The organism is Pandoraea commovens (assembly GCF_902459615.1).
Taxonomy (GTDB): Bacteria; Pseudomonadota; Gammaproteobacteria; order Burkholderiales; family Burkholderiaceae; genus Pandoraea; species Pandoraea commovens.
Map to the genome: position 1 here is coordinate 175019 of NZ_CABPSA010000007.1, position 14322 is coordinate 189340.

The 14322-nt window shown below is 63.6% G+C and carries 13 protein-coding genes; 7 read left to right on the forward strand and 6 right to left on the reverse strand.

Going from position 1 to position 14322, the window contains the following annotated elements; all coding sequences use genetic code 11:
• Nucleotides 1-310: 310 nt before the first annotated feature.
• Genes ispH through PCO31010_RS19535 form a run of 4 tightly spaced genes read left to right on the forward strand, consistent with a single transcriptional unit; the run spans nucleotide 311 to nucleotide 4610 of the window.
• The gene (gene ispH / locus PCO31010_RS19520; RefSeq protein ID WP_150665728.1) at nucleotides 311-1270 is read left to right on the forward strand and encodes a 4-hydroxy-3-methylbut-2-enyl diphosphate reductase; all 960 of its coding nucleotides are present in this window, start codon (nucleotides 311-313) and stop codon (nucleotides 1268-1270) included.
• A 23-nt stretch (nucleotides 1271-1293) separates the two neighbouring features.
• Nucleotides 1294-2415: an adenosyl-hopene transferase HpnH gene (hpnH, locus tag PCO31010_RS19525; protein WP_150665729.1), complete on the forward strand. Its 1122-nt coding sequence runs from the start codon at nucleotides 1294-1296 to the stop codon at nucleotides 2413-2415.
• Nucleotides 2416-3411: a hopanoid-associated sugar epimerase gene (gene hpnA / locus PCO31010_RS19530; RefSeq protein WP_150665730.1), complete on the forward strand. Its 996-nt coding sequence runs from the start codon at nucleotides 2416-2418 to the stop codon at nucleotides 3409-3411. It abuts the gene before it with no gap.
• Nucleotides 3408-4610: a glycosyltransferase gene (locus PCO31010_RS19535; protein WP_150665731.1), complete on the forward strand. Its 1203-nt coding sequence runs from the start codon at nucleotides 3408-3410 to the stop codon at nucleotides 4608-4610. Before hpnA ends, PCO31010_RS19535 begins: the two co-directional genes overlap by 4 nt.
• 106 nt (nucleotides 4611-4716) lie before the next feature.
• Here the strand turns inward: PCO31010_RS19535 and PCO31010_RS19540 are convergent, their stop codons facing one another.
• From PCO31010_RS19540 to hpnD, 6 genes are all read right to left on the reverse strand, one after another.
• Nucleotides 4717-5103 carry an IPT/TIG domain-containing protein gene (locus tag PCO31010_RS19540; RefSeq protein ID WP_150665732.1) on the reverse strand — a complete coding sequence of 129 codons (387 nt, stop codon included), beginning with the start codon at nucleotides 5101-5103 and terminating at the stop codon, nucleotides 4717-4719.
• Between the two features lie 159 nt (nucleotides 5104-5262).
• Nucleotides 5263-5583 (reverse strand): IPT/TIG domain-containing protein, encoded by a 321-nt coding sequence (locus PCO31010_RS19545; RefSeq protein WP_150665733.1) that lies wholly within the window; start codon nucleotides 5581-5583, stop codon nucleotides 5263-5265.
• 128 nt (nucleotides 5584-5711) lie between these two features.
• Nucleotides 5712-6407, reverse strand: coding sequence for a phosphorylase (locus tag PCO31010_RS19550; RefSeq protein WP_150665734.1), 696 nt, complete (start codon nucleotides 6405-6407; stop codon nucleotides 5712-5714).
• A gap of 115 nt (nucleotides 6408-6522) precedes the next feature.
• Nucleotides 6523-8487, reverse strand: a complete 1965-nt coding sequence (gene shc / locus PCO31010_RS19555; protein ID WP_150665874.1) for a squalene--hopene cyclase — start codon at nucleotides 8485-8487, stop codon at nucleotides 6523-6525.
• Between the two features lie 205 nt (nucleotides 8488-8692).
• Complete coding sequence (hpnE, locus tag PCO31010_RS19560) at nucleotides 8693-9946, reverse strand: hydroxysqualene dehydroxylase HpnE (RefSeq protein WP_150665735.1); 1254 nt, start codon at nucleotides 9944-9946, stop codon at nucleotides 8693-8695.
• Entirely contained in the window at nucleotides 9946-10794 is an 849-nt protein-coding gene (gene hpnD / locus PCO31010_RS19565; RefSeq protein WP_150577348.1) for a presqualene diphosphate synthase HpnD, read from the reverse strand. The genes hpnE and hpnD overlap by 1 nt, the downstream gene beginning before the upstream one ends.
• Before the next feature lie 229 nt (nucleotides 10795-11023).
• Here hpnD and hpnC point away from each other — a divergent pair, with 229 nt between their 5' ends.
• From hpnC to PCO31010_RS19580, 3 genes are all read left to right on the forward strand, one after another.
• Entirely contained in the window at nucleotides 11024-11878 is an 855-nt protein-coding gene (gene hpnC, locus PCO31010_RS19570) for a squalene synthase HpnC (protein ID WP_150665736.1), read from the forward strand.
• 177 nt (nucleotides 11879-12055) lie between these two features.
• Entirely contained in the window at nucleotides 12056-13006 is a 951-nt protein-coding gene (locus tag PCO31010_RS19575; protein ID WP_246184691.1) for a DMT family transporter, read from the forward strand.
• A 114-nt stretch (nucleotides 13007-13120) separates the two neighbouring features.
• Complete coding sequence (locus tag PCO31010_RS19580) at nucleotides 13121-14305, forward strand: NAD(P)H-dependent flavin oxidoreductase (RefSeq protein ID WP_150665737.1); 1185 nt, start codon at nucleotides 13121-13123, stop codon at nucleotides 14303-14305.
• Nucleotides 14306-14322: the final 17 nt, after the last annotated feature.

The following is a 14322-nucleotide window of genomic DNA, read 5'->3' on the forward strand; positions in this document are numbered from 1 at the left end:
CAGATTGAATGACCGTTCACCGAAATTTGCGGGGAATGGCAGCAGGATCGGCGCAGAACTCACCCAGATCGGCACCGATTCGTCAACATTTATGCAACACTTGCGGGCGCTCTCCTACCGGGGGTCGTCAGCAATATTTGGCAGCCACGGTTACAATCGCTGCTTGTCAAACGACCGGACGGCGGTCCCCCCACGGGTGTGTACGATTTGCCATCGCAACTGGCCTTGTACGCTCCATCGCGCCTGGCTTCCAGGTGCATGGAAACCCGATAGAAACCGCCATCCCGGCCGACCTGAGCCGGAGAGCTGAATGCAAGTCTTACTTGCCCAACCCCGCGGGTTTTGTGCGGGTGTCATACGTGCCATCGAGATCGTAGAGCGTGCGCTGGAAAAATACGGCGCGCCGGTCTACGTTCGCCATGAGATCGTCCATAACAAGCACGTGGTCGATTCGCTCAAGGCGAAGGGTGCGCGCTTTATCGCCGAGTTGTCCGAAGCCCCTGCGGGCGCTGTCACTATTTTCAGCGCCCATGGCGTCGCACGCGTCGTCGAGCAGGAAGCGGAGATTCGCGGTCTGAAGGTGCTCAATGCCACCTGCCCGCTCGTCACCAAGGTGCACATTCAAGGCAAGAACTACGTGTCTGCCGGTCGTGAAGTCATTCTGATCGGTCACGCCGGACACCCGGAAGTCGAGGGGACGATGGGCCAGATCGACGGCCCGGTTCACCTCGTGCAGACCGAGGCCGATGTCGATGCCCTGCCGCTCGCCATCGACACGCCGGTCTCGTACGTCACGCAGACCACGCTGTCGGTCGACGAGACTCGCGGTATCATTGCTGCGCTGCAACGTCGCTTTACCAATATCGTCGGCCCGAACACCAAAGACATCTGCTACGCCACGCAGAATCGCCAGACCGCCGTGCGCGAGCTGTGCGAGCGTGTGGACGTACTGCTCGTGGTCGGGGCGACGAATAGCTCGAACTCGAACCGCCTGCGCGAAATCGGCTCCGAAATGGGGCTGCCGAGCTATCTCGTGGCCGACGGCTCCGAGGTAAATCCGGAATGGGTGCGCGGCAAAGCCCGCATCGGCATTACCGCAGGGGCGTCCGCGCCCGAGCGCATGGTCGAAGACGTGATCGATGCGCTGCGTCGCATCGACACGGTCGAAGTGACTCTCATGGACGGCATCGAGGAAACTATCCAGTTCCGCTTGCCGTCGGAATTGACCAAAGACGAGCCGGTCGCCGCACGCCACGCGGTCGCTGGCTAACGCTATACGAACAGGAGCCGAACTTGGCCATCCCCTTTCTGCAACAGGCGTATGTTGGCGCCTATCTGATGAAGCAACGCTTCAAGGGCGTCAAGCGCTACCCGCTGGTGCTGATGCTCGAACCGCTCTTCCGCTGCAATCTGGCCTGCTCGGGCTGCGGCAAGATCGACTATCCGGATCCCATCCTGAACCAGCGCGTCTCGCTCAAGGACTCCCTTGACGCCGTGGACGAATGCGGCGCACCGGTCGTCTCGATCGCTGGCGGCGAGCCGCTGCTGCACAAAGAGATGCCGGAGATCGTCAAGGGCATCATCGCGCGCAAAAAGTTCGTGTATCTGTGCACGAACGCCCTGCTGCTCGAAAAGAAGATCGACGACTACGAGCCGAGCCCGTTCTTCGTGTGGTCGATCCACCTCGACGGCGACCGTGAAATGCACGACGCCGCCGTGTCGCAGGAAGGTGTGTACGACCGCGCCGTGTCCGCCATCAAGCTGGCGAAGTCGCGCGGCTTCCGTGTGAACATCAACTGCACGCTGTTCAACAACGCCGATCCGGAAAAGGTCGCCAAGTTCTTCGATTCGACGAAGGATCTGGGCCTCGACGGCATCACCGTGTCGCCGGGCTACGCTTACGAGCGCGCCCCGGACCAGCAGCACTTCCTGAACCGTTCGAAGACCAAGCAACTGTTCCGCGACATTCTCAAGCGCGGCAACGGCGGCAAGAACTGGACGTTCAGCCAGTCGAGCCTGTTCCTGGACTTCCTCGCCGGCAACCGTTCGTACCACTGCACGCCGTGGGGCAACCCGACGCGTACGGTGTTCGGCTGGCAGCGTCCGTGCTACCTGCTCGGCGAAGGCTATGCCAAGACGTACACGGAACTGATGGACACCACCGACTGGGACAAGTACGGTGTGGGCAACTACGAGAAGTGCGCGGACTGCATGGTGCACAGCGGCTTCGAAGCGACGGCCGTGAACGAAACCATCTCGCACCCGCTGCGTGCTCTGGGTGTGGCGCTCAAGGGCGTGCGTACCGAAGGCAAGATGGCGGACGACATCTCGTTCGCCAAGCAGCGTCCGGCTGAGTTCGTGTTCTCGAAGCACGTCGAGATCAAGCTCGACGAACTGCGCCGGGCTAAGGCGTAAATGCCGTCGCGAGTGCTGGTCACCGGCGCCTCCGGGTTCGTCGGTTCTGCGGTAGCACGTACGGCGCTCGCGCGCGGTCATGAGGTTCGCCTGCTGGTGCGTGGCACCAGCCCCCGGGCGAACCTCGCCGACCTGCCTGTCGAGGTCGTGGAAGGCGACATGCGCGACGCGGCATCGATGCAGCGCGCGCTGACCGGCGTGGACGCCCTGCTCCACGTGGCCGCCGACTACCGCCTCTGGGCGAAAGATCCCAACGACATCATGCGGGCCAACATCGACGGCACGCGCACGGTGATGGAAGCCGCGCTGCGTGCGGGCGTCGAACGTGTGGTGTACACCAGCAGCGTGGCTACGCTGCGTGTGCACGATGCCACCGGCCCTGTCGATGAAACCTCCCCGAACGAAGAAGCCACGACTATCGGCGTGTACAAGCGCAGCAAGGTCGCGGCCGAACGTCTGGTCGAGCGCATGATTGCGAACGACGGCCTGCCCGCCGTGATCGTCAATCCGTCCACGCCCATCGGGCCGCGCGACATCAAGCCCACGCCCACCGGGCGCATCATCGTCGAAGCCGCTCAAGGCAAGATTCCTGCGTTCGTCGATACGGGGCTCAATCTCGTGCACGTCGACGACTGCGCCGAAGGCCATTTGCTGGCGCTTGAGCGTGGGCGTATCGGCGAGCGCTACATCCTCGGTGGCGACGACGTGCTGCTGCGCGACATGCTCGCCAGCATCGCTGGCATGGTCGGACGCAAAGCGCCGAAGATTGCCCTGCCCCGCTGGCCGCTGTATCCGCTCGCGATGGCGGCGCAGGGCGTAGCGCGCTTCACCGGCAAAGAGCCGTTCGTGACGGTCGACGGCCTGAAGATGTCGCGCTATCACATGTTCTTCTCCTCAGAGAAGGCCAAACGCGAGCTGGGCTACACTGCCCGCGCCTATCCCGAAGGTCTGCGCGACGCGCTCGCCTGGTTTGGTTCTGCCGGATATCTCTCATGACTGTTTTGGCCTGGATCGCCGCGTTGTCGCTGGCCATCTGGATCTACCTGCTGATCTCGCAAGGCGATTTCTGGCGTGCGCGTGAGCGCGACGATCTGAACGAAGACCGTCTGCCCGCTCCGGTCGTATGGCCTGCCGTTGCTGTCGTGATTCCTGCGCGCAACGAAGCCGAATCGATCGGTCAGGTGGTCGAGTCGCTTTGCCGTCAGGATTACGCGGGACGCCTGCGCATCGTCGTCGTCGACGATCAGAGCAGCGACGGCACGGCGGACCTCGCCCGCGAAGCTGCCGCCCGCGCTGCCGCCGACGGCCTGACGCGACGCGTGGATGTCCTCTCGGGTCAACCACTGCCCGGCGGATGGACCGGCAAGATGTGGGCGGTGCGTCAGGGCGTAGCGTTCGCGAGCGATCCGGCGACCAACGACGACGGCATCCGCCCCGAATACCTGCTGCACACCGACGCCGACATCGCGCATTCGCCCGACAACGTGCGCCGTCTGGTGACGCGCGCGACGGGCGATAACCGCGTACTCGTCTCACTCATGGCGAAGCTGCGTTGCACGGCATGGTTCGAGCGCACGCTGATTCCGGCATTCGTGCTGTTCTTCCAGATGCTGTATCCGTTCGCCTGGGTCAACGATCCGAAGAAGAAGATGGCGGCCGCTGCTGGCGGCTGCATGCTGATCCATCGGCCGTCGCTCGAAGCCGGTGGCGGTATCGAAGCGATTCGCGACGAGATCATCGACGACTGCGCGATGGGACGCATGCTCAAGAAGCAAGGTTCGATCTGGCTGGGGTTGACGGAGCGCGCGGTAAGCGTGCGTCCATACGACAACCTCGGCGAGATTCGCAAGATGGTGTCGCGCACGGCTTACGCGCAGTTGCAGTACTCACCGGTGCTGCTGGCAGGCACGATCGTGTCGTTGCTGCTGACGTTCATCGTGCCACCGGTCATGACGATCTTCGGCTCGGGCATCGGCCAGTGGCTGGGGCTCTTTGCTTGGATCGCGATGACGATTTCGTATCTGCCGATGCTGCGCTTCTACCGTCAGCCGTCGAGCTTCGGTCCGATGCTGCCGCTCGTGGCCGCACTCTATACCGTCTTCACGTTCGACTCGGCGCTGCAACACTGGCGCGGTCGTGGCGGCATGTGGAAGGGCCGTGCGCAGGCACGCGGGCAACAGTCGTCGGACGTTTGAGTTCAACGTTTCGCAAAATTCAAAACCCCACAAGGTGCTTGCACTTGTGGGGTTTTTTAATGATTGCGGCGTGTGCGAAAGCGAATCTCAAGATTGACCCATGATGTTACTTTTGCTCTAACCCGGGCGTGATCTTCCAGGTGTAACCTGTGGTCCCCGCCTTAACAGGATCCGGGGGCTCCTCAACCCGAACCATACCGAAAAGAGTCATGTTGGTGGGCCCGTAAATTCTATCGACGTTCGCCATCTCTACAGTGGCCGTCTCGCCATCAACAATTACGGATACATATACCGGGCCGGGGGCAAGTGCCGGTATCACTACGTCAATCCGACTGTCATTGATTCTATCGAATTTGCTTACAGTAACTTTCGTGTTTGTCGAGTCTTCGAAATAGACGCACGTGGCGTTCAGGAACCCGTCTCCGGTAATCCTGAGCCAAATGTTTTCAATGGTCGGTGTATGTCTGGGGCTGACGCCTTTTATAGCTGCCATGATCGACTCTGGCGGAAACGCCTCCGAGACGAGACGCTAACTACAATCTAGGCAACGAATCCCGTTCGCGCACCTGTCAACGCTGACAGGTATCCTGACGAGAGTGTGCGCACAGGCGTACGGCCAGCAGACGTCCGTTTGTATCGAACGACTTTCGAGTCAGAGCTGCGTCTTCCGCGGAACGTAGTAGATGTAGTTAACGGGCCCTTCAGATCCCAAGAATCCTCCCTGCCCCGCCTCAGCCTCAGTGCCACCGGTGATGACAAATACTTGTAGCTGCCCGGGCGTCAGAGACGGAAGTACCGTGTTGATCTGTCCATCGCTGACGATCTTGAACGTGCGCTCGAAGATTTTCGTCGATGATGTCGAGTCCACGAAATAGACTGCCGTAGCCTTCGAGAACCCGTCGCCCATAATCGAGATACTGGCGTTGTTCATGTCCGCCAACTCTTGAGGGACAACACGGTGGATGGATGCCATGTTTGACTCCTGCGGGAGCGCCCCCGACACGGGAAGCTAACTGCAATTTAGGCAACGAATCCCGTTCACGCACCTGTCAAGGCTGACAGGTCTTTGGACAGATTGACGGGCAGATGTCGCTGGGATCGTCAAATCCCCGCCGCCACCGCGCCGAACCCTTCGCCAAGTCGCAGCGCGACGATCTGACGCCCGTGGCGCATCGCATCCTTCGCGTGTCCCGCATCCTTCCCCACGCGAAGCAACGCTGGCAATTGCAGCGGGTTTTTCGCGAGCGATCCCAGCACGCCAAGCAAATTGACCGAGCCATCGGGCCGCATACCGGCGAGCGCCGCCGGAGGCAACGAGCGCTCGGCGGGATCGATCACCACGCGCGCGACAACGAATGGCAACCCATGCGCCTGCGCCACGCGCGCGACGATATGCGACTCCATGTCGGCCGCCGCCGCCCCGCTCTCGCGAAACAGCGCCGCCTTGTCTTCCGCCGTCACCACCGGTGCCGTCACCCCTGCTAAATCGGCCCGTAGTGCGGCGGGCAACGCACGACGCAACGCATCGGCCCATGGGATCGACGTGACGGACTCACGCGCCTGCTGCGGCATGTCGAGCACCTTGTGCGCGATGACCCACTGCCCTGGCTTCACGCCGGGAATCAGGCCGCCCGCCGTGCCGAAGCTCACCAGCCCGCGCGCGCCTTCGGTGGCAATGACAGCCTCCACTTCCGCCGCCAGCGTGTCATTCTGTGCGCAGACCACACGCACGCCTTCACCCTTGGCAATGCGAGCCTCGAACGGCATACCGGTCACGACGATGATGGGCTGATTCATGAATACCTTGAACGAAATCGACAGCGAACGGTAAAACGAATCGCCCCGGCGATCAACACGAAAACGGTCGATGCCGGGGCGACGAGGGTCTGATTACGACGACGAGCGACGGGCGTTACATCCCGCAAGGCACCGGACAGTCGTTACGCACCGTCAGATTCCGGAAACGCGCGAGCGCCCACAGCGGGAAGAACTTGCGATAGCCGTGGTAGCGGAGATAGAACACGCGCGGGAAGCCCGTCGCCGTGTAGATGTCTTCGTCCCACAGCCCTTCGTCGTTCTGCGTGTTCAGCAGGTAATCGACGCCGCGCTTGACCGCCGGATGATCGGCCTTGCCTGCCGCCATCAGACCGAGCAGCGCCCAAGCGGTTTGCGACGACGTGCTCGGCGCGGCCTCGTAGCCCTTGTATTCGAGCTTGTAGCTGTCGCCGTCCTCGCCCCAGCCGCCATCGGCGTTCTGGATCGAGAGGAGCCACTGCGCAGCACGAGCCATCGCCGGATGCTCCGGCAGAATGCCTGCCGCCGCAAGACCGCACATCGCCGACCACGTGCCGTACACGAAATTCATGCCCCAGCGGCCGTACCAGCTACCGTCGGCTTCCTGATCGTCAAGAATGTACTTCAGCGCCAGATCGGCTGACGCACGACGCTCAGGCGACTGCGGCAGCTGCGCGAGCATCGACAGACAGCGTGCGGAGACGTCCACCGTCGGCGGATCGAGCAGCGCACCGTGGTCCGAGAACGGAATGTTGTTCAGGTACAGATGCGTGTTTTCCGGCTCGAATGCACCCCAGCCGCCGTTGCTGCTCTGCATGCCGATGACCCACTCCGTGCCGCGATCGATCGCATGACGCATCGGACGCGCGCTCGCATCGACCTTGTCGTTCTCGAAGGTGCCAGCGAGCTTCTCGTAACGATCCATGGCCATCGCGACCACGGCCGTATCGTCCACGTCCGGATAGTGCGGGTTCGCGAACTGGAAGGCCCAGCCGCCGGGACGCACGTTCGGACGGCGCGAGATCCAGTCGCCGCGCACGTCGAGAATCTGCAACGGGATGAGCCATTCCAGCCCCTTGCCCGCCAGTTCGATAGCGCGCTTGTCGCCGGTTTCCAGCAGCGCGTGGGCCGACAGCGCGGTGTCCCACACTGGCGACAGACACGGCTGCACGTACGTCTCGTGATCGGCCGGCGTTACCAGCTTCTCGACCGACTTGCGGGCAATCGCACGACTCGGATGGTCTTCCGGGTAACCAAGCACGTCGTACATCATGACGGCGTTGGCCATCGCCGGATAAATCGCGCCGAGGCCGTCTTCACCGTTCAGACGCTCTTCCACAAACTCGACCGCGCGCTTGACCGACTTCTCGCGAAGCTTCTTCGGGAAGAACGGATCGAGCGCACGCAGCACATGATCGACACCCGAGAAGAACGTGAACCAGAAGCGGCTCTGATGCGGGGCGCGTTTGGGCGGACCGACATCCTTAGGGCTGCCGATGAACAGTTCGTCGATGGTCACGCCCTTCGGATTGCGCGCGAGCGGACGCTTGGCCTGCAACACGAGCAACGGCACGATCACCGTGCGCGCCCAGTACGAAACCTTCGAGAGATGGAACGGGAACCACTGCGGCAGCAGCATGATTTCGACGGGCATCATCGGCACCGCCTTCCATTCGAGCACGCCGTAAAGCGCCAGCAAAATGCGTGTGAAGACGTTCGAATTCTGCGCGCCGCCACGCGAAATGATGGCTTCGCGCGCGCGCACCATGTGCGGCGCATCGATCGGCTCGCCGATCATCTTGAGCGCGAAATACGCCTTCACGCTCGCGCTCATGTCGAACTTGCCGTTGTGGAACAGCGGCCAGCCGCCGTGCTCGCCCTGAATGCGACGCAGATACGCGGCGACCTTCGCTTCGAGGTCGGCGTCGACCTTCTCGCCCAGATGGTGACGCAGCAGCACGTACTCGGCCGGAATCGTCGCATCGGCTTCCAGTTCGAACAGCCAGTGACCGTCGTCCTGTTGCAGATCGAGCAGCGCCGTGATCGAGCGGTCGATACCGGTTTCCAGCGTCTGCGTCGCCATCGCCGTACTCACCTTTTGAGCGAGTTCGGTGTGCAGTTTGAGGTCCACAGCCGTGGCAGCGGCCGTGCGTCGCGCTTCCTTTTCGGAAGCATCGCGTATCGTATCCATGACGTTCTTGCCTATTCAAAGGCGATAGAGCGGCGCGCGTTAGGCGCCGGTTAACAGTTACATGCGCATTGACGGTCGCAGTGACGATTGCAACCGGTCAGGCGCGGTGCAGCAGATCGGCCGCCAGATTCCCGCTGCGCAGTGCGCCCTCGATGGTCGCGGGCAGCCCCGTAGCCGTCCAGTCGCCCGCCAGCAGCAGATTGCGCCAGCGCGTCTTCGCCCCGGGGCGACGCTTGTCCTGTGCGGGCGTCGCCGCAAACGTGGCGCGCTTCTCGCGCACCAGTTGCCACACCGGCATCGGCGTGGACGGAATCTTGCAAGCTTTGGCGACCTCTTCCCAGATGCGAAGCGCAAGCGATTCGCGCGACTCGTCGAGCAGATGGTCGGCTCCGCTGATCGTGACCGAGAGACGGCCATCGAACGCGAAAATCCAGTCGCTCACACCGTTCACCACGCCAATCATCGGCGGGCAGTCCGGCGGCGGTGGCACCTGGTAGTGCGCATTGACGATGGCACGGTACTCGTCCGGCGTCGTCAGCGACGGCACCAACGACGCCGCCACGTTCGGCGGCACCGCCAGCACCACGGCATCGTCGGCGGCCAGCGGCTCTGGCCCGTCGCCGAAATCGATCGCTTCGACGCGGCTGCCGTCGGCGGCAAAGTGCAATTCGCGCACACGGTGCTGCATCATCACGCGCGCGCCCTTCGCTTCCAGATACGCCAGCGCAGGCGTCACGAACGAAACGTCCAACCCTTCCGTGGCAATCAGCGGATGGCAGGACTTGCCTCCCGGCACCAGCGTCTCGCGCAGCACCGCCCCGGCCATCTGCGCCGAACCCTCCGCCGGATCGGCGTTGAGCACCGCGAGGAACAGCGGATGAATCAGCCGCTTGTACAGCATCGGCGGGCAATTCATGGCGTCGGTCATGGTGGCGTCCGGCCCCGCGCGCAGCAGCGGCGCGAGCGACAGATAGTCCGACCACTTCGTGCCGGGCACACGGGCGTGCTTGTCGAAGATCCACCACGGCAGACGCCCTTCGGAGAGCCGCACCGTCCAGCGTTCGTCGCTTTCGAGATCGACGAACGCGAACTCGGCGCGATCCGGGCCGGTCAGCGTGTGCTCGGAGCCGATGGTGCGCGTGAACTCGCGCATCGTCGTGTTGCCCGAGAGCACCAGATGGTTGCCGTTGTCGATCACGGCGTTGAGTTGCTTGTCGAAGTACGAACGGCAACGTCCGCCGGCCTGCGGTGCGGCTTCGTGCAGCACCACGGCAACACCGCGCGTGGCGAGTCTGACGGCGGCGGCCAGCCCAGCCAGGCCAGCGCCAATGACGTGAACGGTCCCCGCCATCAGAAAACCATCTGCCGCACGAGCATCAGAATCAGACGCCAGCGCGGCACACGCACGCGCTCGCGGGGCACGGCGAAGCCGCGCGCAATGAGTTTGTCGAGAATCGCGCCGTACGCCTTAGCCATGACGGCCGGAGCTACCACGACACGTCGCGGGTGGCGCGCCATGATCGTGCGTGCACGGGCGTAATGCTCACGCGCCTGCGCCACGAGCGGCGCACACGCCTTATCGAGACGGGCGGCGACGACCATGTCGGGTGTCGCACCGACGATACCGGCGTCCGCCAGCGTTTCGCGCGGCAGATAGACGCGGCCAATGCCCGCATCTTCGTCGATATCGCGCAGAATGTTCGTCAACTGGAGCGCACGACCGAGGTGATACGACAGATCGATGCCGTCCTGCTCGGGCATGCCGAACACCTTGACCGACAGACGGCCGACGGCGCTCGCCACACGGTCGCAATACAGGTCGAGCGTAGGCAGATCGGGGGCGACGATGGGACCGCAGGCATCCATTTCCATGCCGTCGATGACCGCGAGGAAGTCTTCGTGCTTCAGACCGAATTGCTTGACGGCGCGCGCGAGGTTGCCCAGCGAAGGCGTCGGACGACCGTCGTAAAGATCGGCCAGATCGCGCCGCCACACGGCCAGACGCGCCATGCGGTTCGCCGACGTATCGTCGCCATCGTCGGCGATATCGTCCACGGCACGGCAAAAGGCGTAGATCTCGAACATGCCTTCGCGTTGCGCGGGCGGCAAAATGCGCATGGCAGCGTAAAAACTGCTGCCCGACGCCACGCGTGCACTGCTTTGCTCAGGCGAAATTTCGATCGGTTCGGCGACGCTCACGAGGCTCCTCGTCGTACAGGGGAACAGGGTGACACTGCTATAAGACCCAGAGAATTCTGGCAAAGGGTGAAGTATACCGGGGATTGGCACGACTTTCCCGACAGGATGAGGAGCGATGACATAGAATCTCGGGGCATTGCGCGCCGCCCCGGGGTTTTGGCCTTCGAAACCAAACATCGATGCGGCATGGCCCTCATTCGCTTCATATTCGCCTCACACGCATCACCCGATGACTTCCGACGCCAAGATCGAGCATTACGAGAACTTCCCGGTCGCCAGTGTCCTGCTGCCGCGCGAAATGCGCGCGCCCGTAGGCGTGATCTACAACTTCGCCCGGACGGCCGACGATATTGCCGACGAGGGCGACGCCACCAACGCCGAGCGCCACGCCGGGCTGGCCGCCTATCAGGCCGAACTCGACAAGATCGCCGCCGGACAGCCGACGTCGCCCGACATGCCGCTGTTCGCTGCTCTGGCCCGGGTGATCGCCGAGCACCGCCTTTCGGTGCAACCGTTCTCCGATCTGCTTTCCGCCTTCGATCAGGACATCGAGACCAAGCGCTACGCCACGTTTGCCGACCTGCGCGATTACACGCGCCGCTCGGCCGATCCCGTCGGTCGCATCATGCTCGGCCTGTTCAAGCTCGACACGCCGGAAAACATCGCCTGCTCCGACGACATCTGCTCGGCGCTGCAACTGATCAACTTCTGGCAGGACGTGGAAGTCGACTGGCGCAAAGCGCGCGTGTATCTGCCGCAGGACGACATGGCCCGCTTTGGCGTAACCGACGCCGACATCGGCGCGCACAAGTACGATGACAAGTTCCGCGCGCTGATGCGTTACGAAGTCGACTTCGCCCGCAAGATGATGTTGCGTGGCGCACCGCTGGCGAACCGCGTGCCGGGTCGCTTCGGGTTGGAACTGTGCTGCGTGGTGCATGGCGGTCTGCGCATTCTCGACATGATCGAAGCCGTCGACTACGACGTCTTCCGTCATCGCCCCCAACTGGGCAAGAGCGACGGCATCCGCGTCTTCCTGCGCGGCCTTGGCATGAAGCTGAGCGGCAAGGCGCCGAAGGCTTGAGCGCGCAGGCATTTCAGCGCCGTGGCACCAACGAATACCTCGGCGCTGGCGCTTCTCTACCCTCCACGCCTACCTTAACGTGATGGGATAGCGCGTTCTGCCTGCCGGACACCCGCAAGGTCTCGTTCAGATCCCCGGCCGCAGAGCGCCCGTCCATCCCTCACGGAGTCCGGGCACGTGAACCTGCCTGCCAGTCTGCAACGTCTCGCCTCGAACCGTTCGCCCGTGCGTTCGCACGCCGGGGTGCTGTTCGCCATCGTCATCGTGACCTGGGGCGTGAACTGGCCGGTCAGCAAGGCACTCCTCGCCCACGTCTCGCCGTGGTGGAGCACTGCGCTTCGCTCGGCCATCGGCATGGCGACGCTGTTCGTCATCTGCGCGCTGAGCCGTCGTCTCGTGCTACCGCGTCGCGGTGATTTGCCGGTGATCCTGAGCGTCGGTCTGTTGCACATGACAGCGTTCTCGCTGCTCGTCGCGCTGAGCCTGCAATACGTCAGCGCCGGACGCTCCGCCGTGCTCGCCTACACCACGCCACTCTGGGTAATGCCCGCCGCGCGCCTGTGGCTGGGCGAGGCACTGACCCCGCGACGCCTGCTCGGGCTGGCGTGCGGCCTGCTCGGTCTGCTGGTCATGTTCAACCCCATCGCGTTCGACTGGCACGACCACAACGCCATCTTCGGCAACGCCCTCGTGTTGCTGTCCGCGTTCGTGTGGGCAATCGCCATCGTGCATATGCGTGCGCACCGATGGGTCAACGGTCCGTTTGAACTGAGCCCGTGGCAATTGCTGCTGGCGAGCGTCATGCTGTGCACGCTGGCGTTCGTCGTCGACGGGGCACCGCGCGTGACCGGCTGGGCCGGATTCTCGGCCTTGCTGACGTATGGCGGTGTGGTCGGCGGCGGCATCGCGTACTGGTTGGCGGGTGTGGTCACGCGTCAGTTGCCTGCTGGCGTCACGTCGCTCGGCTTGCTTGGCGTGCCCGTGGTTGGCACGCTGGCGTCGGCACTGATCCTGCGCGAGTCGCTCGGGCTGGACGTCTGGATCGCGCTCGCCCTGATCGTCGGCGGTATCGCGCTGGGCACGGTGCCGCGTGCTGCGACGCCATGCCGCACCGAAGACCCTGCCTGAGCGCACCCGCGCTTGACCCATCGCAAGAACCGTTCGCAAAGCGAATGCCAGACTGCCGGAACTGCTGCGCCGCATGTCTTCGTGGGCCAGCATTTTTCGACGAATGGATCTGACATGAACGAGCAATGGCTGACGCTGGCCGGCCGCCGGCTGGTGCCGGTGGTGCAAGGCGGCATGGGTATCGGCATCTCCGCACACCGACTGGCGGGCACGGTGGCGAAACACAACGGCATGGGGACGATTGCGAGCATCGACCTGCGCCACCATCACCCCGATCTGCTTGCTCAGGTGGACGGCACGCGTGACAAAGCCGCCATCGAAGCCGTCAACCTGATCGCGCTCGACCGCGAGATTCGCGCGGCTAAGGCGATTGCCGACGGCAACGGTCTCGTAGCGGTCAACGTCATGAAGGCGGTGAGCGCGCATGCGTCGCTCGTGCGTCAGGCATGCGAGAGCGGCGCGGACGCCATCGTCATGGGCGCCGGTCTCCCGCTCGATCTTCCGGAACTCACCGCAGCGCATCCGCACGTCGCGCTGATCCCGATTCTGTCGGACTCGCGCGGCGTCAGCCTTGTGCTGCGCAAGTGGATGAAGAAGGGCCGACTGCCGGACGCCATCGTCATCGAACACCCGGCGCACGCGGGTGGCCACCTCGGGGCGTCGCGTATCGAGGATCTGGGCGATGCGCGCTTTTCGTTCGACCGCGTACTGACGGAATGCCGCGAGATCTACGCAACGCTCGGCATCGAATGGACGCAGGTGCCGCTGATCGTGGCGGGCGGCATCCATCGTCACGAACAGGTCAGGCATTGGCTCGCGCAGGGTGCGGCAGGCGTTCAGTTGGGGACGGCCTTCGCCGTCACCGAAGAATCCGATGCGCATCCCGACTTCAAGCACGTGTTGGCGAGTGCGCGTCCGGAGGACATTGTCGAGTTCACCAGCGTCGCAGGGCTGCCCGCGCGGGCAGTGCTCACGCCGTGGCTGAAGAAGTACCTCTCACGCGAGACGGCCCTGCAGGCGAAGGCGAAAGTGCGTCAGTGTCTGGAGGGCTTCGATTGCTTGCAAGCGTGCGGCTTACGCGATGGCGTCTCGCGCATTGGTCAGTTCTGCATCGACCTCAAGCTCGCCCAGGCTGTGCGTGGCGACGTGGCGCGCGGTCTCTTCTTCCGTGGCCGCGACCCACTGCCGTTCGGCGAGCGCATTCGTCCCGTGGCGGACCTGATGCGCTACTTGCTGACGGGCGATCTGCCGGACGCCGCCGCACCGACGTCATCAGCCGCTTCGGCAGCGCCTGCATAAGCGCGCCGGGGCAAACG

Bases quoted from the DNA above. Each gene is read 5' to 3' on its own strand.
- ispH (WP_150665728.1), top strand. From the start codon at position 311: ATGCAAGTCTTACTTGCCCAACCCCGCGGGTTTTGTGCGGGTGTCATA.
- hpnA (WP_150665730.1), top strand. From the start codon at position 2,416: ATGCCGTCGCGAGTGCTGGTCACCGGCGCCTCCGGGTTCGTCGGTTCT.
- PCO31010_RS19535 (WP_150665731.1), top strand. From the start codon at position 3,408: ATGACTGTTTTGGCCTGGATCGCCGCGTTGTCGCTGGCCATCTGGATC.
- PCO31010_RS19540 (WP_150665732.1), bottom strand. From the start codon at position 5,103: ATGGCAGCTATAAAAGGCGTCAGCCCCAGACATACACCGACCATTGAA.
- PCO31010_RS19545 (WP_150665733.1), bottom strand. From the start codon at position 5,583: ATGGCATCCATCCACCGTGTTGTCCCTCAAGAGTTGGCGGACATGAAC.
- PCO31010_RS19550 (WP_150665734.1), bottom strand. From the start codon at position 6,407: ATGAATCAGCCCATCATCGTCGTGACCGGTATGCCGTTCGAGGCTCGC.
- shc (WP_150665874.1), bottom strand. From the start codon at position 8,487: ATGGCGACGCAGACGCTGGAAACCGGTATCGACCGCTCGATCACGGCG.
- hpnE (WP_150665735.1), bottom strand. From the start codon at position 9,946: ATGGCGGGGACCGTTCACGTCATTGGCGCTGGCCTGGCTGGGCTGGCC.
- hpnC (WP_150665736.1), top strand. From the start codon at position 11,024: ATGACTTCCGACGCCAAGATCGAGCATTACGAGAACTTCCCGGTCGCC.
- PCO31010_RS19580 (WP_150665737.1), top strand. From the start codon at position 13,121: ATGAACGAGCAATGGCTGACGCTGGCCGGCCGCCGGCTGGTGCCGGTG.